The sequence below is a fragment of the Stenotrophomonas maltophilia genome, from assembly GCF_001274595.1.
GTDB classification, from domain to species: domain Bacteria; phylum Pseudomonadota; class Gammaproteobacteria; order Xanthomonadales; family Xanthomonadaceae; genus Stenotrophomonas; species Stenotrophomonas forensis.
The window spans coordinates 4448578-4469437 of the sequence record NZ_CP011010.1; the positions used below are offsets into that span (position 1 = coordinate 4448578).

Here is a 20860-nt window from a genome sequence, read left to right on the forward strand (position 1 = left end):
CGGAACAGCAAGTGCCGACCTGGCCGCCGGCACTTGCGCCTTCCACGTCCCGCACGCTCACTAGAGCGGACGCCCGATGCCGTTGCAGACCGCCGGGTTGTTCAGGCCAGCCGCATTGCCAGCCAGTGCGAAGCGCGTGCGAATCGCATTTCGCCAACTGTTGGGCAACGGGTAGAAGCCGTGGCTTCGAACGGCAGCATCGTTTCGACCCTGCTCAACCCCTCCGACCTGGGCACTTCCATAGTGCGTGAGCAGGAAACTGCGCAGGCTGTTGCCGACCATCCGGTTCTGGTAGCACTGGCCGATGATCAGGTTCGTGAGCCCAACGATGGGATAACCCGCCGAGGGGTTGCCGAACACAGGCACCCAGTTGGCTGGATCATTGGCGGCCGCTCCGGTCGGCGGCGAGACGGTTTCGATGGTCGCCTGCAGGCTGACTTCGGCAGGCGAGTATCCCTTCACGGTTGCAACCTTGGTCGCATCGCTGAGGTTTGCAACGACATCCGGCCCGGTGTAGCCAATCCGACCATCTCCAACCAGGACGGCATTGTAGAGCGCAACGTCCCCCGGCCCTGGCGCAGCCATGAAGTTGGACGGTACCGTGTTGCCAACGAACAGGTTGGCGAACGTGGGCTGCACCGAGAACGAGGGCACCAGACCCCAGCCACTGGATTTCAGCGTTGTGCCCGAGACGTCGCTCGTTTGGCAGGCGGCGGTGAGGAAACGGGTGAGGATCTCGCTGCTGCCGCTGCTCTCCGCCCGGTAGACGACAGTGATCTGCCCCGTCCGACCTCCAGCCGGCAGTTGATCCCAGCGGGTGATCCTGCCGGAGAACACTCCGCAGAGCTGGGAAACCGTCAGGTCCAGCACGCCACCAGGCTTGTTGAACGGAACAATGATCGGGGCCAGCGCAACGGGGATCTGTATCAGCGGCCCATAGGCGTTGCCGGACCCGTAGGAATTGTAGGTGCTGTTGTACGCCGCCAGTTCGGTACTGGTCAGCACCGCGTCACTGCCTGCGTAATGGACCGTTCCGGTCGTCTGCAGCAGCGCGGGCTCATTGTTGAGGAACGCACGCTTCCCATTGCCGGAACCCAGCACGACATAGCTGAATTCTGTCGGCAAGATATTGTCCGTCGCTCCCTTGTACAGGGACGCGGGCATTGAGGCGCCTCCTCCCTGCACCAGGGCCTGCGCAGATGCCGAATCAACAGGGGCGAGTGCGGCGGCCACGATCAAGGCCACCAGAGTCTTTGGCACGTACATGTGCATCTCCTGAGAGGTTTGCTTCGTCAATGAAGGGCAAACGAGGCACCGGCCGATTGCTCGCGATCGCCAGGAGCCTCCTTCCATGGCGCCAGCTAGATCCTGGTCTGAAAGAATGACAGAGGCTTTAATAAACCTGTGGAGGAACCGGGCAGAGACGCCAGTTCCTGCAAGCGATGCTGCAACGAATCCGGAGATCGCGCGAATCTCTGTGGTGCTATCAGGGCATGGCGAGCGGCCACTCTCGAAAGCCGGCTGCCGGAATCCTCCTAGCCGCTTCGCCAGCATTCCCCGATAGCAGCCTGCGAAGTGCCTGCCACACCATCGAGCGTCCCCTCCGCAGGAAACCACACATGAGCCTGGCGCTGGTCCATAGCCGCGCCCGCGCCGGGGTCGATGCCCCGCTGGTGCGGGTGGAAGTGCATCTCTCTGGTGGCCTGCCTGCCACCCAGATTGTCGGCCTGGCCGAAACCAGCGTGCGCGAATCACGCGAACGCGTGCGCGCGGCGCTGCTCTGTGCGCGCTTCGATTTTCCACAACGGCGCATCACCTTGAACCTGGCGCCCGCCGATCTGCCCAAGGAGGGGGGCCGCTACGATCTGGCGATTGCGCTGGGCATTCTTGCGGCCAGCGGCCAGGTCGATCCGCAGGCGCTGCTTCAGTACGAGTTCCTGGGCGAGCTGGGCCTGACCGGTGAGCTACGGCCGGTGGCCGGTGCGCTGCCCGCGGCGATTGCGGCCGCTGAAGCCGGGCGCATTCTGGTGGTACCGCCGGGCAATGCCGCCGAGGCTGCGTTGGCCGAGCACGCCGATGTGCGTGTGGCGCGCACGCTGCTGGAGTGCTGCGCCGGGTTGGGCAATCCGCGCCTGTTGCCGCCCGTGGAGCGCGTGGACACCACGCCATTGCCGCTGCCGGATCTGGCCGACGTGCGCGGGCAGGCGCATGCGCGGCGTGCATTGGAGGTCGCCGCTGCGGGTGGGCACCATATGTTGCTGATCGGTAGCCCTGGCTGCGGCAAGACGCTGTTGGCCTCGCGCCTGCCCAGTCTGTTGCCTGACACCGAAGAGACTGAAGCACTGCAGCTGGCCGCGATTGCCTCGGTGAGCGGTGAAGGGCTGGACCCGCGCCGCTGGCGACAGCGGCCGTTCCGGGCACCGCACCACAGTGCGAGTGCAGCGGCGCTGGTAGGGGGTGGCAACCCACCCTGCCCCGGCGAGATTTCGCTGGCGCACCACGGGGTGCTGTTCCTGGACGAACTGCCGGAATGGAACCGCAGCGCACTGGAGACGCTACGTGAGCCGTTGGAATCAGGGCATATCCGTATCGCGCGCGCGGCGCGTAGCGTGCAGTACCCCGCACGCTTTCAGCTGGTGGCCGCGATGAACCCCTGCCCGTGTGGCTGGGCCGGTGACCGCAGCAACCGCTGCCTGTGCACGGATGAGCGCATCACCCGCTATCGCGCGCGGGTGTCAGGGCCGCTGCTGGACCGCATCGACCTGCATATCAGTGTGGCCAGGATGGACGCTGTAGAGCTGCGGGAGAGCACGCCGCTGGGGGAACCCAGCGCATCGGTGCGTGAGCGGGTGGAAGCCGCGCATGCCCGGCAACAGGCGCGTGGCGGGCTGAATGCCCATCTGCCACCGGCGGCACTGCGGGCGTGCACGAGACTGAGCGAAGCCGATCAGGATGTGCTGGAGCAGGCCATCGAGCGCCTGCAGCTTTCGGCACGGGCGATGCATCGAATCCTGCGGGTGGCGCGCACGATTGCAGATCTGGCGGGTTGTGAAGCGATCCAGACCGCGCATCTTTCTGAAGCGATCGGGTACCGGCAGTTGGACCGGGGAAAGCCCTAGAAGCACCGTTCGGAGTGGTCGTTGGTAGAGTCGACTGCTGATCGACTCGCGCGCGAAGCGCGATCTTCTGCCGGGTAAATGCGAAGAGCAGTCGACTAACAGTCGACTCTACCAAGAGCGGATCATGGCAGCTCGGCGGGTGTTGGGGGGGGTCAGATCCCTTTGCGGTGCAAAGGGATCTGACCCCCACACTCCTTGTTGCCTCAGAACGTCATCGAGGTACTGAACATCAGCTGCCGGGGCGCGCTGCGCTGCAGGGTCTGGTAATCCCCCGAGAACGACGAGCCGGCGATGGTGGCGGTACCGATGTTGTGGCGGTTGAACAGGTTGCTCACGTCCAGCCGCAGCTCCAGTCCAGGCACCACGCTGTCCGCACCGAAGCGGTAGGCGGCGTAGGTGTTGACCTGCCAGAAGGTCGGCACGCGGATGTCGTTCTCGTAGGTGAAAGGCTGGCGCAGGTACGAGGTGCTGGTGGCACCGAAACGCCAGTCGCCGAAGTGTGCGGAAAGATCGCTCACCAGCGAAATCTGTGGGTAGCCCGGCTGCGCGTTGCCCTTGATCGGGTACACCGTGTCGCCCACCACGAAATCGCTGTCGTAGTACGAACGGGCCACGGCCACGCCCTGGTAGAACTGCAGGTGGTCGGTCAGGTCGGCGGTGATGCCGAGGTCGGCGCCGATCACGTGCATCTTCGGCATCAGCCGCACGGTGTTGATCTGCGCGAACTGGGTGCCGATGGCGGCCGACAGCAGGCGGTTACGGATGTCGTTGTAGAACACATCGCCGGTAATCGTCAGCCGGTCGAAACGATGCGAGGCACCGAGGGTCAGGTTCCAGTTCTTCTCCGGGCGCAGCGTGCCCGCTACGCGGTCGAACTCTTCCTGGTCGGTGATCGTCCACGCCGAGGCGGTGTAGCCGATGTTGCCGCGCTGGGCCACGCGGTAGCCGTTCATGGTGTTGGCCAGATCGATGAAGGCATCGGTGGATTCGGTCGGGCTCCAGAACAGCGAGACATGCGGCAGGAAGTTGCTCTTCGCGCGCAGCGTGCCGTTCACCGGCCGGTCCTTGGCATCACCCAGGCCGCCACCGCTGGTGCGAAAGTCCACGGCCTTGAAGCCGACACCCAGCTTCAGCGTGTCGTTCAACACGATGTCGTCCTGCAGGTAAAACTGGCGCGAGCGGGTCACCCAGCTCGATGCATTGTCGGTCTTGAACGCGGGGCCATACACATCGAACGGACCGGTGGCCTTCAGCGGCGGGCCCTCGCCCAGCAGCGGCTGCTGGTACCACTCGGTCTTGGCCGCGGCCTTGCTCTTCTCCTGCCAGACGCCGGCGGTGAAGGTATGCGCGCCGGTCTCGAACTGCAGGTTGAGCATGCCGCCCAGCCGATTCACGCGCGGCGTCTGCACCTGCTCGGAGAACGGTGCACCGTTGGGCGATGGCACGGTCGGGTCGGTGAGCGTGGCCTGGGTATGGCTGTTGGCGTTGTACAGCTGCACGTTGCCACTCAGCGCCGGGGTGATCTGGAACCGGTGGTTGATCGAGGACACGCGGTCGCGGGTGGTCTGGCCGGTGTCGTACGGGATCAGTTCGGACAGCTCACCGCAGGTGTAGGCGCCACAGGATTTGTTTGCGTTTTCCGGCGAAGCCACGTACCACGCCCACGCATAATCTGGATAGAAGATATCGGCCTTCCAGCCCAGCTTGCGGATCATGTCGAAGGAGATGTTGTTGTAGCCCCAGACCTTGGCCTTGCTGTCGGACAGGAACACGGTGAAGTCACCCCAGGCCACGTCCTGCCGCAGCTTCAGATCGCCGCGCAGGAAGTTCTGGGTGCCCTCGCCCTGGTACTTGTCGGCCGACACGCGCTGCAGGTCGACCAGCACCTTCGGGCCGTGCTCGCCGAGCTGGCCGCTCTGCCCGGACACGGTGGTGACCAGCGTGCTGTTGCTGCCCACGCCCTGCTTCACACGCAGGCTGGGCGTGTCCTGCAGCTCGCGCAGGCGGTATTCCAGGCTGCCGCCGTTGACGCTGCTGGAGAACACACTGACCGGTGCGCCACCGGGGCTGACCGTGATCGCGCCGATGCCATCGGGTACGCCCACATTCACCACGCTGGTGCCGGTGAGCGAGAGGAAGCCGTTGTCGTTCAGCGGCACGCCCTCGAACGTGATGCCCATTTCATTCATGCGGAAGCCGCGCACGAACAGGCTGGTGGCCGAGATATCCAGGCCCAGGCCGTCGGTGGCGGTGTAGCTGGCGCCGGGTACCTGCTTGAGCATGGCCAGGCCGTTGTTGCCGGTGACCATGGCGTCGAGGTCTTCGGCCTTGATGATGTAGCGGTTGGGGCCGACCACCTGGGTTGGCGCGACGGCGGCGCCACGCGGCGTGGCGATCACCTGCAGCGCGTTCAAGGTGGTGGGCGTGTCGTGCGCGGTGTCGGACGATTCGGCGGCGTAGGCGGGTGTGGCGATGACGGTGATGATGGCCAGTGCGAGGCGCGTCGTGGGTGGAGTGTTCATGGGCAGATCCAGGTGCAGGGAGAGAGCGGCGCAGGCGCACGCCCAGCGCGTTGCAGCACCGGTATCGGCGCCCTGGCTGGCGATGCGATTGCGTTGAGGGGATGACCGCGCGGTGCGCGCCGATCAGCAGACGAAAGCGATCATCTGCCGCGGGATTCGGTGGGGTGATTTCGACGTGCGAAATTCTTGCATCGCGCTGCCGCATCCGCCATTGCGCCTTGGTACAGCGGCAATGGCGGTGGGGATGGGTGGGTTATACGTGGGTATAGGTCGGTGCATGCCCTTCATGTGTGCCAACCAAGGTTGGCACCTACCAGGGCATGGGGACGTGCGGTTACTGCAGAACGAAGCGCTCGATCGCGCGCGCCACGCCTTCGTCGGCATTGCTGGTGGTTTCAAACCGCGCCACGGCCTTCACCGCATCGATGGCGTTGCCCATCGCCACGCTGGTGCCGGCGTACTGCAGCATGGTCAGGTCGTTCTCCTGGTCACCTATGGCCATCACGTTGGCGCGGTCGATGCCCAGGTGCTCGGCCAGCTTCTGCAGGCTTGGCCCCTTGCCGGCGCGATGGTCGAACACCTCCAGGAAGAACGGAGCGCTCTTCAGCACCGCGAAGCGCTCGGTCAGTTCGGCGGGCAGGCGTGCGATGGCGGCATCCAGCACGTCCGGCGCGTCGATCATCATCAGCTTGATGAAGGACATCGACGGGTCCATGTCCTGCACGCGGCGATACGACAGCGGCATCCGCGAAAGATGCGAGTCGGCCACGGTGTAGTAGCTGATGTCCTGGTTGGGCGTGTACATGCGCTGGCTGTCCAGCGCCTGGAAGTGCACGCCCAGGTCGCGGGCCACCTGCTCGCAGAACAGGAAGTCGTCGAAGCTGAGCGGATACTCGACCACGGTTTCGCGCGTGCCGATGCGCTGCACCAGGCCGCCGTTGCAGGCGATGCAGTAGTCGTCGTCACCGGTGATGCCCAGCTCGTGCAGGAACGGTGCCAGGCCGGGAACCGGGCGGCCGCTGGTCAGCACGATGTGCACGCCCAGCGCGCGCGCCTGCGCGATGGCCTGCCTGGCCCGGGCGGTGAGCTGGTGGGCTGGATCCAGCAGGGTGCCATCCATGTCGATGGCGACCAGTTCGATGGTCGATTGCCTGCGGCCCATGTCCATTGCGTTCAACTCGTGCGGGGCACGCCAGTTTACCCCCTCATGCCCGGTTCACCTCTTTGCCCACGTTGGCCGGGATACTGCAGGACCCTGTGCGTCCCCCACCGCAGGACGGCCCGCTGACCGCCCTTCCCTGGAGAACCTTGCGACGCATGACCTACCGTGCCCCCGAAACCAAAGACAGCGCGCCGCTGGCCCAGCAGATCGAGCAGATGATCGACGAGCTGCCCGGCGAACAGGTCAGCGTCGGCACCCTGCTCAGCGCGCTGGGCGATGAGGGCCTGCTGCTGATCGTGATCCTGCTCTCGGCCATCTTCATCATTCCAGTGTCGATTCCCGGGCTGAGTACGGTGTTTGGCGCCTCGATCCTGCTGATCGGCCTGAGCCGGGTGCGCAACCGCCCGTTGTGGGTGGCGCAGAAGCTGGCGCGCCGCGAGATCGCCACCGACAAGCTGAAGGCCAACCTGGGCCGTGCGCTGAAGTGGGTGCACCGCATGGAGCGGTTGTCGCGGCCGATGCGGCTGGCGGTGATGGTGCGCTCGAAGAAGATGATGCGCCTGAACAACCTGATGCTGGTGTTCGCGACCCTGCTGCTGATGGCGCCGGCCGGGCCGATTCCCTTCAGCAACACGCTGCCGGCGCTGGCGCTGATGTCGTTTGCGATCGGCTTCATCCAGCGCGATGGCGCGGCGGTGGCGGCCGGCTACGGATTCGTGGTGGCCACGGTGGTGTATTTCGGCGTGCTGCTGGGTGGCGTGGGGTTTGCTGCCGAATCGGTGTTCAGCGGGCTGCGCAGCGGGCCGTCGGAACTGTAGAGCCGAGCCCATGCTCGGCTGATTCCGGCTTTTTGTAGAGTCGAGCCATGCTCGACTGCACCTTCCAACAGCAGTCGAGCAAGCTCGACTCTACAAGGGCCAGATCCAAAGCAGTCGAGCAAGCTCGACTCTACAAGGCTACTTGGCTGACACCCGCCACACCACGTCGCCCACGTCGTCGGCCACCAGCAGTGCGCCCTCGGCATCCATCGCCATGCCCACCGGTGCGCCCATCAGCGTCTTCTCGTCTTTGGAAGTGAAGCCACCGACCACGGTCTGCGGCCGCCCGGTTGGCTTGCCGTCCTTGAACGGCACGTACACCACTTCATAGCCGCTCAGCGGTGAACGATCCCAGCTGCCGTGCTCGCCGATGAAAGCGCCACCGTGGTACTGCGCCGGCAACGCCTGCCCGGTGTAGAACAGCAACCCCAGCGGTGCCACGTGCGAGCCGATGGCGTAGTCGGGCACGATCGCCTTGGCCACCAGGTCCGGCCGCTGCGGCTGCACGCGCTCATCCACATGCTGGCCGTAGTAGCTGTAGGGCCAGCCGTAGAAGCCATCTTCCTTCACCGAGGTCAGGTAATCGGGCACCAGGTCGGCGCCGATCTCGTCGCGCTCGTTGGCCACCGCCCACAGCTTGCCGGTACTCGGCTCCCAGTCCAGACCGGTCGGGTTGCGGATGCCCGATGCAAAGATGCGGCTGCCACGGGTGGCCACGTCCACTTCCAGCACCACGGCGCGGCGGTACTCCACCGCCAGGCCGTTCTCGGTGATGTTGCTGTTGGAGCCCACGCCCACGTACAACTTGCTGCCATCGCGGCTGGCCAGCAGTTCCTTGGTCCAGTGGTGGTTGATGGTGCTGGGCAGGTCGGTGAACTCGCGGCCCTTGTCGGACATGCGGGTTTCGCCCGGCACATAGTGGTACTGCATGATGTTGCCGGTGTTGGCCACGTACAGCGTGTCACCGATCAGCTGGATGCCGAACGGCGAATGCAGGCCCTCGATGTAGACGTGCTGGGTCCAGGTGGTGGTGCCGGGCGTGCGGCGCAGCAGGGTGACCCGGTTGCCGCCCTTGCCGGCCTTGCCCGAACGGGCCTTCACCTTGCCGGCGATCCACTGCTTGGGCGTGGTGACCGGCTCTTCACCGGGGCCGTTGCCTTCCACCACCAGCACGTCGCCATTGGGCAGGGTCAGCAGGCGCCGCGGGTGCATCAGGTTGGCGGCGATGCGCTCGATCTTCAGGCCGTCGGCCACCGTCGGTGACTGGCCTTCGGCCCAGCCGACGCCCTTGGGCACCTGCATCGGTGGCATCAGGAAGTTCTTCGGCGCCGGCAGCGGCGGCTTCGTGCCGGACTGGTCGGCGGGGTGGTACTCGGCCTTGCCTGCACAGGCCGACAGGGTGACGGCCAGTGCCAGGGCGGCCACGGTGGGCAGGATGTGCTTAGCCATGACGGCCTCCCTGCAGCACCGGCGGCTGCAACGACAGCAGGATCAGGCCCAGTGCGATCAGGGCCACGGTCAGCGCCGACAGGATCGTGCCCGGCACCGCGACGGCATAGGCATCACGGCTGTGCACGAAGGCGTTCCAGATCGCCAGCAGCACGGCCACCAGGTTGAGGAAGAAGTCGATGCGGTCGATGCGGGTGGCCGTGCCGTTGCGGCGCCAGACCGCGAACAGGTTGATCAGCCGCGGCACGATGGCGATCAGCAGGCCGAAGGTGATCAGCCAGGCCGCGGCCTTGCCCCACATCACCTCGGCGCTGTTGAGGTAGATCGCGTCGAAGATCAGCGCGCCGACGAAGAAGCCGAACGGTATCGGGTTCAACAGGCTGAACAGCGTAGTGCCTGGGCCACGATGGGCCTGGGCCAGGGGGTTGACCATCTGGGTGCTCCGGTACGGAAGTGTGCGAGGGCCGTAGTAGCACAGGCGGATGTGAGGGCGCGCGATGACGCCGGGTAGATCCTCGCCATGCGTGGGTGCGGGTGCCAGCAAGGGTTGGCATCCCCCAGATGCGAGCCAACGCCGTCGTCATTACCCCACGGCATAAGTGTTTGTGACGGAATTGGCACATCCGCAGATTGCTGCTGTGAAGAGGTAGGGGGTTCTTCGTTGTCTCGCGTTTGGCTCGTTGCGATGGGGCAGTTCCGCCCCGCCGTCCTGCCATGCCGATTCACAACAGAAGGATTCGTGTATGAAGCGACACACGCAACGCTCCGCGCCACCGCGCTCCGCGCGGCTGGCCCTTGCCACTGCCCTGGTGCTGGGCAGCCTGGCCGTCACCGCACAGGCCCAGCAGGCCGATCCGCTGGCGGGCATCCAGTGGCACCTGCGCAATACCGGGCAGACGGTACCGGCCGACACGCTGCCGGTAGCCGGCAACGATCTGAACGTGGATGGCCTGTACCGCAACGGCATCCGCGGCCAGGGCGTCACCATCGCCATCGTCGATGACGGCCTGCAGATCGCGCATCCGGACCTGGCCGCCAACGTGGCGGCCGTGGCCGGCAAGAACTTCGCCAATGGTTCGAACAATCCCAGCCCGTCCAATCCGGACGCCGACAACCACGGCACCATGGTCGGCGGCATCGCCGGCGCGGTGGGCGCCAACAACCTGGGCGTGCGTGGTGTGGCTCCGGCGGCAACGCTGAAGGGCTTCAACCCCATTTCGCGCTCCGCCCAGGGCAACCAGCAGAGCAACATCGAGTACGCCTGGTGGGATGGCGCGGAATCGGCCGACGTGCAGGTGTTCAACAACAGCTGGGGCGCCGGCCCGGGCAATCCGAACCTGCCGTTGGCGTACAGCGAGAACACGATACGTTCGTATGAGCAGGCGCTGTCGGGTACGCGCGGTGGCCGCGGCGGCATCTACGTGAAGTCGGCCGGCAACAACTTCAACAACGGGTACTGGCAGGACAACCTCGGCAACACCTTCGATGTCTGCACCAATGACACCAAGAACCGCAACACCGGCTGCGTGCCGGCTGGCCGCGATCCGCGCAACAACCTGTTCAACGTGATCACCGTTGCCGCCGTGCGCGCCGATGGCGTGCGCTCGTCGTACTCCTCCACCGGCTCGGCCCTGTGGGTCTCGGCCTTTGGCGGTGAGTACGGCCTACAGGCCCAGTACGCACCGGGCCTGGTGGCACGCGCGTACGACCCGGCCATCGTCACCACCGACGTGACCGGGTGCGCGCAGGGCAGCAACAAGAACACCAACCGCGAGAACACGCTGGACAGCAACCAGTCGGCCATCGACAGCACCTGCAACTACACCGCCAAGATGAACGGCACGTCAGCGTCGGCACCGATGGTATCGGGCGTGGCTGCGCTGGTGCTGGAAGCCAATCCGAACCTGTCCTATCGCGATGTGAAGTACATCCTGGCCACCACCGCCACCCGCAACCACCCGAACCAGCCGGCGGTGACACTGGCCGACGGGCGCACGCTGGTGCCGGGCTGGACGGTGAACGCTGCCAACCGTGCCTACAGCAACTGGTATGGCTTCGGCGTGGTCAATGCTGCGCGTGCAGTAGAGGTCGCCGAGAACTTCCAGTCGCTGGGACCGCTGGTCGACAGCGGCTGGCGCACCACCACGCGCACCGTGGTCATCGGCAACACCTCGGCTGCCGCGGCACGCCTGACCTTCCAGCTGGCCAACGGCGCGCGCAACATCGAAAGCGTGCAGCTCGGCTTCCGGGTAAACCACCGCAATACGCGCCAGCTGCAGTTCGTGCTGGTTTCGCCCAGCGGCACCCGCAGCGTGGTGCAACCGGCGTTCACCGCGATCGGTTCGGGCACGGGGAACGCGCAGAGCAATTTCACCAGCTGGGACCTGCTGTCCAGCAATGCCTTCCTGGATGAGAATGCCACCGGCACCTGGACGCTGGAAGTGACCGACATGGGGCAGGCCGCGACTGCTGCATCGCGTGGCAACCTCGAATCCTTCAAGATCCGCGTTCTGGGGCACTGATGATGAAAAAGACCATTCTGTTGAGCACGCTCGCCTTCGCGGCGATGACCTCCCCTGCCTGGGCACAGAGCTCGGGGCAGACACCTCCGGCCAGGACCCCGTCAACCGTGGATGCGCAGGAACTGAAGGCGTCCGCTACCGGCCGCTCGTTCGATGTGGGTGGCACACGTTTCCAGCTGTCTCCCACGACCACGGTGAAGCAGGTCAGCGGCGGTCGGTTCACGATCACCTCGCAGGCGGCGGCCACCAGCACGCGTACCAAGCGTTCGCTGGACGGCGCAGCGGCCGCGCCTGCCGATGCCGGCGCCGGCAAGTTCGCCGCGGCGGTATCCCACGACGGAGCGCCGGTGGTGGCGACGTCGCGGGTCAAGGTGTTCTTCACCGATGCAGCCGCTGCCCAGCGCGCAGCAAGCGCCACGGGCGGCAGCGTGGTGAAGGTGTCGAAGGCGTCGGGCCAGGCCATCGTGGAGTACCCGTCGGTGAACGCGGCGCTGGATGCGACCACCAAGCTGCTGTCCACCGCCGGCATCCGCGCCACCGAGCCGGACGTGGTGCAGTGGGAAGAAACCAAGTAAGGCGTTGAGTGGTGCCCCCGGCCGGTTGGCTCTCCTGGCCGGCCGGGGGATCAGGAGTGTGCCAACCAAGGTTGGCACCCACCAGCGTCAGCGGGCGGCGAGTGTGCCGTTGTGGGTCAGGCTGCAGCTGGCCAGCGGGTCGCTGCCGGCCGCCGGGTGGGCCGGCTCGAGCAGCAGGCGCTGCACGTCGGAGAACAGCTTCTCCACCGGCATGCCATACGGGGCGAACAGCCGCAGCCGGCCCTGGCGATCGAACACGTAGCCACCGGCAATGTGGCTCATCGTGTAGGTCTGCGGAATCGGGCCGGGTTCCTTTTCATAGAACGCCTTGAAGTCGCTGGCCATGGCGGCCAACTGTGCCTCGTTGCCGACCAGCGCCACCGCCTTGCGGTCGAACGCTTCCACATAGGTGCGGGCGACCTCGGGCGTATCACGTGCCGGATCGACGCTGACGAACACCACCTGCAGCTGGTCGGCGTCCTTGCCCATCAGGTGCTTGACCTGGCTCAGCTCGACCATCGTGGTCGGGCACACGTCCGGGCAGCTGGTGAAGCCGAAGAACAGGTAGGTCACCTGCCCCTGCAGATCCGCCGGGCCACGCACGGTGCCGTGGCTGTCGGGCATCGACCAGTGCTGGCCGAGTTCTTCGCAGGCGATGTCCTTGGAATAGAAGTCCATGCGCGACTGCGCACTGCAGCCGGCCAGCAGTCCGAGCAGCAGGCCTGCGGCCAGGCGCAGGCCACGATGGGGGAACGCAATGCCTTTCACGGTTCGCAGGCTCAGTTGATCATCATGTGGTAGTGCATGCTCCAGATGATCCAGACCGACAGTGCGACGACGATGAACAGGATCACCAGGGTGAACACGAAGCTGGCCAGGTTCCAGCCGCCTTCGGACTTGCGGTCCATGTGCAGGAAAAAGACCAGCTGCACCAGGATCTGCGCCACCGCGAAGCCGACCAGCAGGAACAGCGTTAGCGGCCGCGACAGCACCGGGTTCATCACCAGTGCGAACGGCACCACGGTCAGCAGCGCACACAGCACGAAGCCGATCAGGTAGGACTTGGTGGAGCCGTGCGCATTGCCGGCGCGCGAGGTTTCGACGTGGGCCATGTCAGAAGGCTCCGATCAGGTAGACGAAGGTGAAGACGCAGATCCACACCAGGTCCAGGAAGTGCCAGAACAGGCTCAGGCACGAAACGCGGGTGATGTTGGTCGGGGTCAGGCCACGGCGGTAGACCTGGTGCATCACCACTGCCATCCAGATCAGGCCACTGGCCACGTGCAGGCCGTGGGTGGCCACCAGCGCGAAGAACGCCGACAGGTAGGCACTGGTGCTGGGGCCCGCGCCTTCGTGGATCAGGTGCGAGAACTCGTAGATCTCCATGCCGATGAACGAGGCGCCGAGCACGAAGGTCACGCCCAGCCAGCGCAGCACTGCCGAAGCGTCATGGCGGTGCATTGCCAGCACGGCCTGGCCGTAGGTGATGCTGGAGACCAGCAGCAGGAAGGTTTCGGCCATCACGAACGGCAGCGAGAACAGGTCCTTGCCGGTGGGGCCGCCTGCGTAGGCGGTGCTGAGCACCGCGTACGAGGCGAACAGCGAACCGAACAGCACCAGGTCGGACATGAGGTAGACCCACATGCCGAACACCTTCATGCCGCCCTGCTCATGGCTGTGGTCGTGTGCGTGGTGGTCCTCGTGCGCCTGCGTATCGCTGGCCAGCTCCGGGCGGGTCAACAGGTTCATGCGCGTACCTCCTTCAGCTTGGCCAGGTTGGCCGCCTCGGTGCGCGCCACCTCTTCGGAACTGACGTAGTAGTCCACGTCCTCGTCGTAGGAGCGCACGATCAGGGTCACGATCATGGCGATGAAGCTGGCGGCGGCCATCCACCAGATGTGCCAGACCAGCGCGAAGCACAGCACCAGGATCCAGATGTTGAGGATCAGCGGCACGCCGGTGTTCTTCGGCATGTGGATCGGCGCGTACTTCTTCGGCGGCGGCGGCAGGCCGCGCTTCTTCGCTTCGTGGAAGGCGTCCAGCTCATCGGCCTTGGGCACCACGGCAAAGTTGTAGAACGGCGGCGGCGACGGCGTGGCCCATTCCAGCGTGCGTGCATTCCACGGGTCGCCGGTCAGGTCCAGGTTGCGCTTGCGGTCGCGCACGCTCACGTAGATCTGCACCAGCATCAGGATGATGCCGGCGAACACGAACAGCGCACCGATGAAGGCAGCAATCAGGTACGGCGTCCAGGCCGGGTTGTCGTACTGGTTCATGCGCCGGGTCATGCCCATGAAGCCGAGCATGTACAGCGGCATGAAGGCCAGGTAGAAGCCGATCACCCAGCAGGCGAACGACCACTTGCCCAGGCGCTCGTTGAGGGTGAAGCCGAACACCTTCGGGAACCAGTAGGCAAATCCGGCCAGGTAGCCGAACAGCGCGCCGCCGATGATGGTGTTGTGGAAGTGGGCGACCAGGAACAGGCTGTTGTGCAGCAGGAAGTCCGCGCCCGGAATGGCCAGCAGCACGCCGGTCATGCCACCGATGGTGAAGGTGACCAGGAACGCGATGGTCCACAGCATTGGCACGCTGAACTCGACGCGGCCGCCATACATGGTGAACAGCCAGGTGAAGATCTTCACGCCGGTAGGAATGGCGATGATCATCGTCATGATGCCGAAGAAGGCATTGACGCTGGCACCGGAGCCCATGGTGAAGAAGTGGTGCAGCCAGACGATGAACGACAGGATGCCGATCGCCAGCGTGGCGCCCACCATCGACTTGTAGCCGAACAGCTTCTTGCGCGCGAACGTGGCGGTCACTTCGGAGAAGATGCCGAACGCCGGCAGCACCAGGATGTACACCTCCGGATGGCCCCAGGCCCACACCAGGTTCACGTACATCATCGGGTTGCCACCCAACGTGTTGGTGTAGAAGTTGAAGTCCAGGTAGCGGTCCAGGGTGAGCGCGCCCAGCGCCACGGTCAGGATCGGGAACGCGGCGATGATGATCACGCTGGTGACCAGCACGGTCCAGGTGAACACCGGCATCTTCATCAGGGTCATGCCCGGCGCACGCATGCGCAGGATGGTGATGAACAGGTTGACGCCGGTCAGCAATGTTCCGATACCGGAGGCCTGCAACGCCCAGATGTAGTAGTCGACACCCACCCCTGGACTGAACTCGATACCCGACAGCGGCGGATAGGCGACCCAGCCGGTCATGGCGAATTCGCCAACACCCAGCGAGATCATCATCAGCGCGGCGCCGACCACGAAGATCCAGAAGCTGAAGGCGTTGAGGAACGGGAACGCCATGTCGCGCGCGCCGATCTGCAGCGGCACGATGATGTTCATCAGGCCGACCACGAACGGGGTGGCCACGAAGAAGATCATGATCACGCCGTGCGCGGTGAAGATCTGGTCGTAGTGTTCCGGTGGCAGGAAGCCGTCACTGCCCGGGCCGGCCGCGGCCAGCTGCGCGCGCATCATCAGCGCATCGGCGAAGCCACGCACCAGCATGACCAGCGCCACCACCACGTACATGATGCCGATCTTCTTGTGGTCCACGGTGGTGAACCAGTCACGCCACAGCGGGCCCCACAGCTTGAAGTACGTCACCGCGCCGAGCAGCGCGAGGCCACCCAGCACCATGGCCGCCAATGTGACCACCACGATCGGCTCGTGCAGCGGCACGGCCTCCCACGTCAATTTGCCCAACATGTTCGTTACTCCTGGGAAACCTGGGCACCACCGGCAGCGCCCGCCGGGGTGGCGGCAGCGGTGTTCTCACCCACGCCGATGAACTGGTCGATGACCTTCTTGAACAGCAGCGGCTCGACACTGGAGAAGTGCTGTACCGGTGCATTCTTCGACGGCGCGGCCAGCGCCTTGAACTGGTTGAAATCCAGTGCCTGCGGCGCGCTGCGCACCTCGGCCACCCAGCGCTCGAAGTCTTCGTTGCTGCTGGCGGTGGCGATGAACTTCATGTTCGAGAAGCCATGCCCGCTGTAGTTGCCGGACATGCCGCGGAACTGGCCCGGCTCGTTGGCGATCAGGTGCAGCTGCGTGCGCATGCCGGCCATCGCATAGATCTGCCCACCCAGCTGCGGGATGAAGAAGGTGTTCATCGTCGAGTTGGAGGTGATGCTGAACGCCAGCGGGCGGTTGGCCGGGAAGTTGAGCTGGTTGACCGTGGCGATGCCCAGGTCCGGGTATACGAACACCCACTTCCAGTCGGTGGCGATCACGTCCACGTGCAGCGGTTCACCGGCCACGTCCAGCGGCTTGTACGGGTCCAGTTCGTGGGTGGACTGCCAGACGATCACCGCCAACACCGCGATGATGACCAGCGGCACGCCCCAGACCACGATCTCCACCTTGGTGGAGTGCGACCAGTCCGGCGTGTATTTCGCCTTGGTGTTGCCGGCGCGGAAACGCCAGGCGAACACAAAGGTCAGCACGATGGCCGGTATCACCACGATCAGCATCAGGCCGATGCAGATCAGGATCAGGTCGCGCTGGGCGAGCCCGACCATGCCCTTCGAATCCAGCAGCACCCAGTCACAGCCCGACAGGCCGACGCAGGCCAGGGCGACCAGCGCCAGGCGGATGCGGTTCCAGCAGATATTCATTGGAGGTCAACCCTGTTGAAGAAGCGCGCTTGACCGGCTCGCCTGCGCGCAGCGCCCGGGCGTGGAGCGGCTACACTGTGGGTACGAGGTCGCCTACAAAAAGGCGATCCACTCCAATCAAGCCCATACAAGATACATGATTGTATGGACTTGTGCATCTGCACGTATGGAAAAATCTGACCGATGACGCCTCCTGCCGCCGGCCGCCGCCTGAAACATCCCAACCGCACCTGGGTTCGCCCCTTCCGCGAGGGCGCCGGACCGCTGTATCTGCAGATTGCCCAGCAGGTGCGCGAGGCGGTGGATGACGGCGTGCTGCGCCCCGGCGACCGCCTGCCGCCGCAGCGCGACCTGGCCCAACAGGTGGGCGTGGACCTGACCACCGTCACCCGCGCCTTTGCCGAACTTCGCCAGGCCGGCCTGCTCGATGCGCAGGGCGCTGGCGGCACCTTCATTGCACTGTCGGCCGGCAACCGCAGCACCTCGGTCGACCTGAGCATGAACATCCCGCCGCTGCTGGGCAGCGCCCCGTTCGCGCAGGGCATGGAAGCCGGCTTCCAGCACGTGGGCCAGCAGCTGGGCCAGGGCGAGCTGATGAGTTACCACGTCGGTGCCGGCACCCGTGAGGACCGCGCCGCCGCCGTGCAGTGGCTGGCGCCCATGCTGGGCACCGTGGGGGCCGACCAGGTGGTGATCTGCCCCGGTGCGCAGACCGCGCTATGTGCACTGATCCTGGCCCGTACCCAGCCGGGCGAGCTGATCGCCGCCGAACAGCTGACCTACCCCGGCCTGCTGGCCGCCGCGCGCGTGCTGCAGCGGGGCGTGGTGCCGGTGGCGATGGACGCCGAAGGCATGCTGCCGGACGCGCTGGAAGAAGCCTGCCAGCTGCGCCGCCCGCGCCTGCTGTACCTGGTGCCGACCATCCAGAACCCGACCACGGCGACGATGTCGGCACAGCGCCGGCAGGCGCTGCTGGCGGTGGCAAAGCGCCACGATCTGACCGTGATCGAAGACGATCCCTACTGGTTGCTGGCCGGGGACGCCGCGCCGCCGCTGGCCGCCCACCGCGACGTCGGCTGCCCGGTCTATTACATCTCCACCCTGTCCAAGTGCCTGGCGCCGGGCCTGCGCACCGCCTATCTGGTGGTGCCGGCCGGCGAGCCGATGGAACCGGTGCTGGATGCGCTGCGCGCGATCGCGCTGATGCCGACCCAGTCGATGGTGGCCGTGGCCTCGCAATGGATCCGCAGCGGCCAGGCCCAGGACATGGTGCAGCGCTTCCAGCAGGAACTGCGCGAACGCCAGGCGATTGCCGCGCAGTACCTGCCTTCGCGTGCCCGCGCCCATCCGGCCGGCCTGCATGTCTGGTTGCCGCTGCCGCCACGGCTGGACCAGTACCGGCTGATCCAGGCCGCGCAGGAACAAGGCCTGGGCATTGCCAGCTCAGACGCCTTCAGTGTGGAGGAACCGCCACCGGGCAACGCGATCCGCCTGTCGCTGGGCGGCGCGGTTGACCAGGGTGCGCTGGCCGGGGCGCTGGCCAAGCTGAACGAGATCCTGTCCGAAGCCCCCGAAGCGCGGCACAGCGCCATCGTCTGAAGCGTGCGCATGGCGCGCCATCCATACAAGATGATATTTTGTATGCAATGTATGGATGAAGGGACGAGCGTCGATGCGCGTCGAGAAACTGAAGTTCCACCTGGTGATGGCCGGGTGCGGTGGCTTTGTGGTGCTGATGCTGGCCGCGCTGGCCTGGGTCTGCCTGCAGCCGCAGACCGTGGATGTGCAGGCCGCCGAGCGCCACGCCATCGAGCAGTGCGTGCAGCGCAGCGAGGATCCGGCGCGTAGCGAGATCCAGCGCCGCGCGCAGGCCGACTCCTGCCGCGAGATGCGCAAGCAGTACGTGCACAAGTTCGGCGGAGACGCGTCCTGATGGGCGCAGCCGCGCCGCGCGCGCGCCGCTGGCTGCTGCCGACGATGATCGCCCTCGCCTGCCTGTTCATGGCCGGCGTGGCGGCGGCGTTGTGGCAGTACTTCGGCTACGGCGCGCAATCCACCTTCACCGAACAGGCCATCGTCTTCGACGACTCGCAGCTGCGCCTGCCGGCCAATCTGGCCGGCGATACCGGCCGCATCCGCGTGGTGCATTTCTGGGACCCGGCCTGCGCGGTCTGCAACCGCGAAACCGGCGCACACCTGAGCTACCTGATCAGCATGTACCGCCGCGCCGGCATCGACTTCTATGCGATCCGCCGCCCCGGTACCGAGGGCGAACTGCCCGAGCCGCTGCGCAGCAAGGTGATCCAGCTGCCGACCATCGACGGCATCGAACACATTCCGGCCAGCCCTGCGGTGGCGATCTGGGACCGGCAGGGCCACCTGGCGTATGCCGGCCCGTACAGCATCGGCATGGTCTGCAACTCGGCCAACAGCTTCGTCGAACCGCTGCTGGACAAACTGGTGCGCGGCGAAACCGTACGCCCGAAAGGACTGCTTGCCGTGGGCTGTTACTGCCCCTGGCACGCCCCGCGCTGAGGACGCGCAATGACTTCACCGAGACTGGCCGGCGCGACCGCCGTAAACAACAACGGCGGTCACCTGCCCGAACCGACCGATGGTTATGGACAGGCTCCCGCCGTTGGAAGCAACGATACGCCCCGACATGCTCCCTACATGCCGCGACCGGATGTCGCAGCCCGCGAATGGGTACAGGACGTGCTCGCGCACACTGGGCCAATCTACCTGCGCATCGTCAATTCGCTGGAACGCACGGTGCGTCGCGGCGGCCTTGCACCAGGACAACGCCTGCCTTCGCAGCGCGCACTGGCGCTGCAGCTCGGCGTCGACCTGACCACGGTCACCCGTGCCTTCGATGAAGCACGCAAGCGTGGCCTGATCGAGGCGCGCGGTCCGCAGGGCAGTTTCATCGCACCGCCCAAGGCCGGCTTCGAGCAGGTGGTGGACCTGAGCATGAACGTGCCGCCGGTGCCCGATGCCGATGCACTGGCCGAGACGCTGCGCCGTGGCGCCGCCGCCGTACTTGCGCGCAGCAACGCGCCCAACCTGATGACCTACCACCTGGGCGGCGGCAACCCGACCGATCGCCATGCGGCGGCGCGCTGGCTGCGGCCGATGCTGGGCACCGTGGACGACGCCTGCCTGCTGCTGACCGAAGGCGCCCAGGTCGCGCTGGCGGCGATCCTGCTCAGCCAGAGCCGCGATGGCGATGCGATCCTGTGCGACACGCTGGTCTACCCGGGGTTGCTGCAGGCAGCGGCCGCACTGGGCCGGCGCCTGCTGCCAGTGGACAGCGACGAACACGGCATGTGCCCCGAGGCACTGGCCCGGCAGGCTCGCGAAAGCGGCGCGCGGCTGGTCTATCTCAATCCGACCTGCCAGAACCCGACGGCGCTGACCCTGCCACTGCAGCGGCGCGAAGCGTTGGCGCGCGTACTGGAAAGCGAAGGCCTGCTGGCGATCGAAGACGATCCGTACTGGCACCTCGCCGAGGACGCGCCGACAGCGCTGGCAACCCTGGCCCCACGCCACGTGTTCTACGTGGCCACGCTGTCGAAAGTGATCAGCCCAGGCTTGCGCACGGCCTTCGTGCAATGCCCGGATGCGGCGCATGCCGAGTCGATGACGGCCGCGCTGCGGGCGACCCGCTTGATGGGTCATCCGCTGGTGTCGGCGCTGGCCAGCCAGTTGCTGCTGGATGGCTCGGCGCAATCGTTGCTGGCGCAGGTACGCAGCGAGGCGCGCGAGCGCATGCGCATGGCGCGCTATCTGCTGGCACCGTCGCTGCTGCAGCGCGCCGAAGGCCTGCATGCCTGGTGCCGGGTTCCGGCGCCGTGGACCGATGCCACCTTGGTACGCACCGCGCAGCTGCAGGGGCTGGCCATTGCGCCCTCATCGGCGTTCTGCCCGCCCGGGGTGCTGCATCAGAACGGCGTGCGGCTGTCACTGGGGCTGGCGGCGGACCGCCGGCAACTGGAAAGTGCGCTGCGGCGGATTGACCGGTTGTTGTTGTCCGATGCGTTGCCGGCGATCGAGCGGTAGG

Annotated in this window: 18 protein-coding genes; 8 read left to right on the forward strand and 10 right to left on the reverse strand. The window is 66.0% G+C overall.

Going from position 1 to position 20860, the window contains the following annotated elements; genetic code table 11:
* Positions 1-60 precede the first annotated feature (60 nt).
* Positions 61-1266 (reverse strand): substrate-binding domain-containing protein, encoded by a 1206-nt coding sequence (locus VN11_RS20260; RefSeq protein ID WP_428992457.1) that lies wholly within the window; start codon positions 1264-1266, stop codon positions 61-63.
* A gap of 353 nt (positions 1267-1619) precedes the next feature.
* Here VN11_RS20260 and VN11_RS20265 point away from each other — a divergent pair, with 353 nt between their 5' ends.
* Positions 1620-3119 (forward strand): YifB family Mg chelatase-like AAA ATPase, encoded by a 1500-nt coding sequence (locus VN11_RS20265; RefSeq protein WP_053451035.1) that lies wholly within the window; start codon positions 1620-1622, stop codon positions 3117-3119.
* A gap of 203 nt (positions 3120-3322) precedes the next feature.
* On the opposite strand, the gene VN11_RS20270 is transcribed toward VN11_RS20265, so the two are convergent.
* Entirely contained in the window at positions 3323-5641 is a 2319-nt protein-coding gene (locus tag VN11_RS20270) for a TonB-dependent receptor (protein ID WP_053451036.1), read from the reverse strand.
* A 334-nt stretch (positions 5642-5975) separates the two neighbouring features.
* Positions 5976-6809, reverse strand: coding sequence for a sugar-phosphatase (yidA, locus tag VN11_RS20275; RefSeq protein ID WP_053451037.1), 834 nt, complete (start codon positions 6807-6809; stop codon positions 5976-5978).
* A gap of 149 nt (positions 6810-6958) precedes the next feature.
* Between yidA and VN11_RS20280 the strand changes: the two genes are divergently transcribed.
* A complete protein-coding gene (locus tag VN11_RS20280) occupies positions 6959-7621 on the forward strand; it encodes an exopolysaccharide biosynthesis protein (RefSeq protein WP_053451038.1) in 663 nt (220 codons plus the stop codon).
* A gap of 138 nt (positions 7622-7759) precedes the next feature.
* Here the strand turns inward: VN11_RS20280 and VN11_RS20285 are convergent, their stop codons facing one another.
* Positions 7760-9070 (reverse strand): PQQ-dependent sugar dehydrogenase, encoded by a 1311-nt coding sequence (locus tag VN11_RS20285; protein ID WP_053451039.1) that lies wholly within the window; start codon positions 9068-9070, stop codon positions 7760-7762.
* Positions 9063-9503 carry a DUF2231 domain-containing protein gene (locus tag VN11_RS20290; protein WP_053451040.1) on the reverse strand — a complete coding sequence of 147 codons (441 nt, stop codon included), beginning with the start codon at positions 9501-9503 and terminating at the stop codon, positions 9063-9065. Before VN11_RS20290 ends, VN11_RS20285 begins: the two co-directional genes overlap by 8 nt.
* Positions 9504-9813: 310 nt before the next feature.
* Here VN11_RS20290 and VN11_RS20295 point away from each other — a divergent pair, with 310 nt between their 5' ends.
* Together VN11_RS20295 and VN11_RS20300 are read left to right on the forward strand one after the other, a co-directional pair.
* Positions 9814-11592, forward strand: coding sequence for a S8 family serine peptidase (locus tag VN11_RS20295; RefSeq protein ID WP_053451041.1), 1779 nt, complete (start codon positions 9814-9816; stop codon positions 11590-11592).
* Complete coding sequence (locus VN11_RS20300; RefSeq protein WP_053451042.1) at positions 11592-12167, forward strand: hypothetical protein; 576 nt, start codon at positions 11592-11594, stop codon at positions 12165-12167. Before VN11_RS20295 ends, VN11_RS20300 begins: the two co-directional genes overlap by 1 nt.
* 87 nt (positions 12168-12254) lie before the next feature.
* Here VN11_RS20300 and VN11_RS20305 read toward each other — a convergent pair whose 3' ends face one another.
* Genes VN11_RS20305 through cyoA form a run of 5 tightly spaced genes read right to left on the reverse strand, consistent with a single transcriptional unit; the run spans position 12255 to position 16800 of the window.
* The gene (locus tag VN11_RS20305) at positions 12255-12935 is read right to left on the reverse strand and encodes an SCO family protein (RefSeq protein WP_053451043.1); all 681 of its coding nucleotides are present in this window, start codon (positions 12933-12935) and stop codon (positions 12255-12257) included.
* A gap of 11 nt (positions 12936-12946) precedes the next feature.
* Complete coding sequence (cyoD, locus tag VN11_RS20310) at positions 12947-13279, reverse strand: cytochrome o ubiquinol oxidase subunit IV (RefSeq protein WP_006474871.1); 333 nt, start codon at positions 13277-13279, stop codon at positions 12947-12949.
* Between the two features lies 1 nt (position 13280).
* The gene (gene cyoC / locus VN11_RS20315) at positions 13281-13916 is read right to left on the reverse strand and encodes a cytochrome o ubiquinol oxidase subunit III (protein WP_080374979.1); all 636 of its coding nucleotides are present in this window, start codon (positions 13914-13916) and stop codon (positions 13281-13283) included.
* Positions 13913-15889, reverse strand: a complete 1977-nt coding sequence (gene cyoB, locus VN11_RS20320; RefSeq protein WP_006474876.1) for a cytochrome o ubiquinol oxidase subunit I — start codon at positions 15887-15889, stop codon at positions 13913-13915. The genes cyoC and cyoB overlap by 4 nt, the downstream gene beginning before the upstream one ends.
* A gap of 5 nt (positions 15890-15894) precedes the next feature.
* A complete protein-coding gene (cyoA, locus tag VN11_RS20325; protein WP_053451044.1) occupies positions 15895-16800 on the reverse strand; it encodes a ubiquinol oxidase subunit II in 906 nt (301 codons plus the stop codon).
* 183 nt (positions 16801-16983) lie between these two features.
* Here cyoA and VN11_RS20330 point away from each other — a divergent pair, with 183 nt between their 5' ends.
* The 4 genes from VN11_RS20330 to VN11_RS20345 are packed head-to-tail and all read left to right on the forward strand — an operon-like array spanning position 16984 to position 20859.
* Positions 16984-18399: a PLP-dependent aminotransferase family protein gene (locus tag VN11_RS20330; RefSeq protein ID WP_053451045.1), complete on the forward strand. Its 1416-nt coding sequence runs from the start codon at positions 16984-16986 to the stop codon at positions 18397-18399.
* Positions 18400-18454: 55 nt separating this feature from the next.
* The gene (locus tag VN11_RS20335) at positions 18455-18733 is read left to right on the forward strand and encodes a hypothetical protein (RefSeq protein ID WP_238581832.1); all 279 of its coding nucleotides are present in this window, start codon (positions 18455-18457) and stop codon (positions 18731-18733) included.
* Positions 18733-19335 carry a DUF6436 domain-containing protein gene (locus VN11_RS20340; RefSeq protein WP_053451047.1) on the forward strand — a complete coding sequence of 201 codons (603 nt, stop codon included), beginning with the start codon at positions 18733-18735 and terminating at the stop codon, positions 19333-19335. The genes VN11_RS20335 and VN11_RS20340 overlap by 1 nt, the downstream gene beginning before the upstream one ends.
* 9 nt (positions 19336-19344) lie before the next feature.
* Entirely contained in the window at positions 19345-20859 is a 1515-nt protein-coding gene (locus VN11_RS20345) for a PLP-dependent aminotransferase family protein (protein WP_053451048.1), read from the forward strand.
* Position 20860: the final 1 nt, after the last annotated feature.

Bases quoted from the DNA above. Each gene is read 5' to 3' on its own strand.
- VN11_RS20260 (WP_428992457.1), bottom strand. From the start codon at position 1,266: ATGTACGTGCCAAAGACTCTGGTGGCCTTGATCGTGGCCGCCGCACTC.
- VN11_RS20265 (WP_053451035.1), top strand. From the start codon at position 1,620: ATGAGCCTGGCGCTGGTCCATAGCCGCGCCCGCGCCGGGGTCGATGCC.
- VN11_RS20270 (WP_053451036.1), bottom strand. From the start codon at position 5,641: ATGAACACTCCACCCACGACGCGCCTCGCACTGGCCATCATCACCGTC.
- yidA (WP_053451037.1), bottom strand. From the start codon at position 6,809: ATGGACATGGGCCGCAGGCAATCGACCATCGAACTGGTCGCCATCGAC.
- VN11_RS20280 (WP_053451038.1), top strand. From the start codon at position 6,959: ATGACCTACCGTGCCCCCGAAACCAAAGACAGCGCGCCGCTGGCCCAG.
- VN11_RS20285 (WP_053451039.1), bottom strand. From the start codon at position 9,070: ATGGCTAAGCACATCCTGCCCACCGTGGCCGCCCTGGCACTGGCCGTC.
- VN11_RS20290 (WP_053451040.1), bottom strand. From the start codon at position 9,503: ATGGTCAACCCCCTGGCCCAGGCCCATCGTGGCCCAGGCACTACGCTG.
- VN11_RS20295 (WP_053451041.1), top strand. From the start codon at position 9,814: ATGAAGCGACACACGCAACGCTCCGCGCCACCGCGCTCCGCGCGGCTG.
- VN11_RS20300 (WP_053451042.1), top strand. From the start codon at position 11,592: ATGATGAAAAAGACCATTCTGTTGAGCACGCTCGCCTTCGCGGCGATG.
- cyoD (WP_006474871.1), bottom strand. From the start codon at position 13,279: ATGGCCCACGTCGAAACCTCGCGCGCCGGCAATGCGCACGGCTCCACC.
- cyoC (WP_080374979.1), bottom strand. From the start codon at position 13,916: ATGAACCTGTTGACCCGCCCGGAGCTGGCCAGCGATACGCAGGCGCAC.
- cyoB (WP_006474876.1), bottom strand. From the start codon at position 15,889: ATGTTGGGCAAATTGACGTGGGAGGCCGTGCCGCTGCACGAGCCGATC.
- cyoA (WP_053451044.1), bottom strand. From the start codon at position 16,800: ATGAATATCTGCTGGAACCGCATCCGCCTGGCGCTGGTCGCCCTGGCC.
- VN11_RS20330 (WP_053451045.1), top strand. From the start codon at position 16,984: ATGACGCCTCCTGCCGCCGGCCGCCGCCTGAAACATCCCAACCGCACC.
- VN11_RS20335 (WP_238581832.1), top strand. From the start codon at position 18,455: ATGAAGGGACGAGCGTCGATGCGCGTCGAGAAACTGAAGTTCCACCTG.
- VN11_RS20340 (WP_053451047.1), top strand. From the start codon at position 18,733: ATGGGCGCAGCCGCGCCGCGCGCGCGCCGCTGGCTGCTGCCGACGATG.
- VN11_RS20345 (WP_053451048.1), top strand. From the start codon at position 19,345: ATGACTTCACCGAGACTGGCCGGCGCGACCGCCGTAAACAACAACGGC.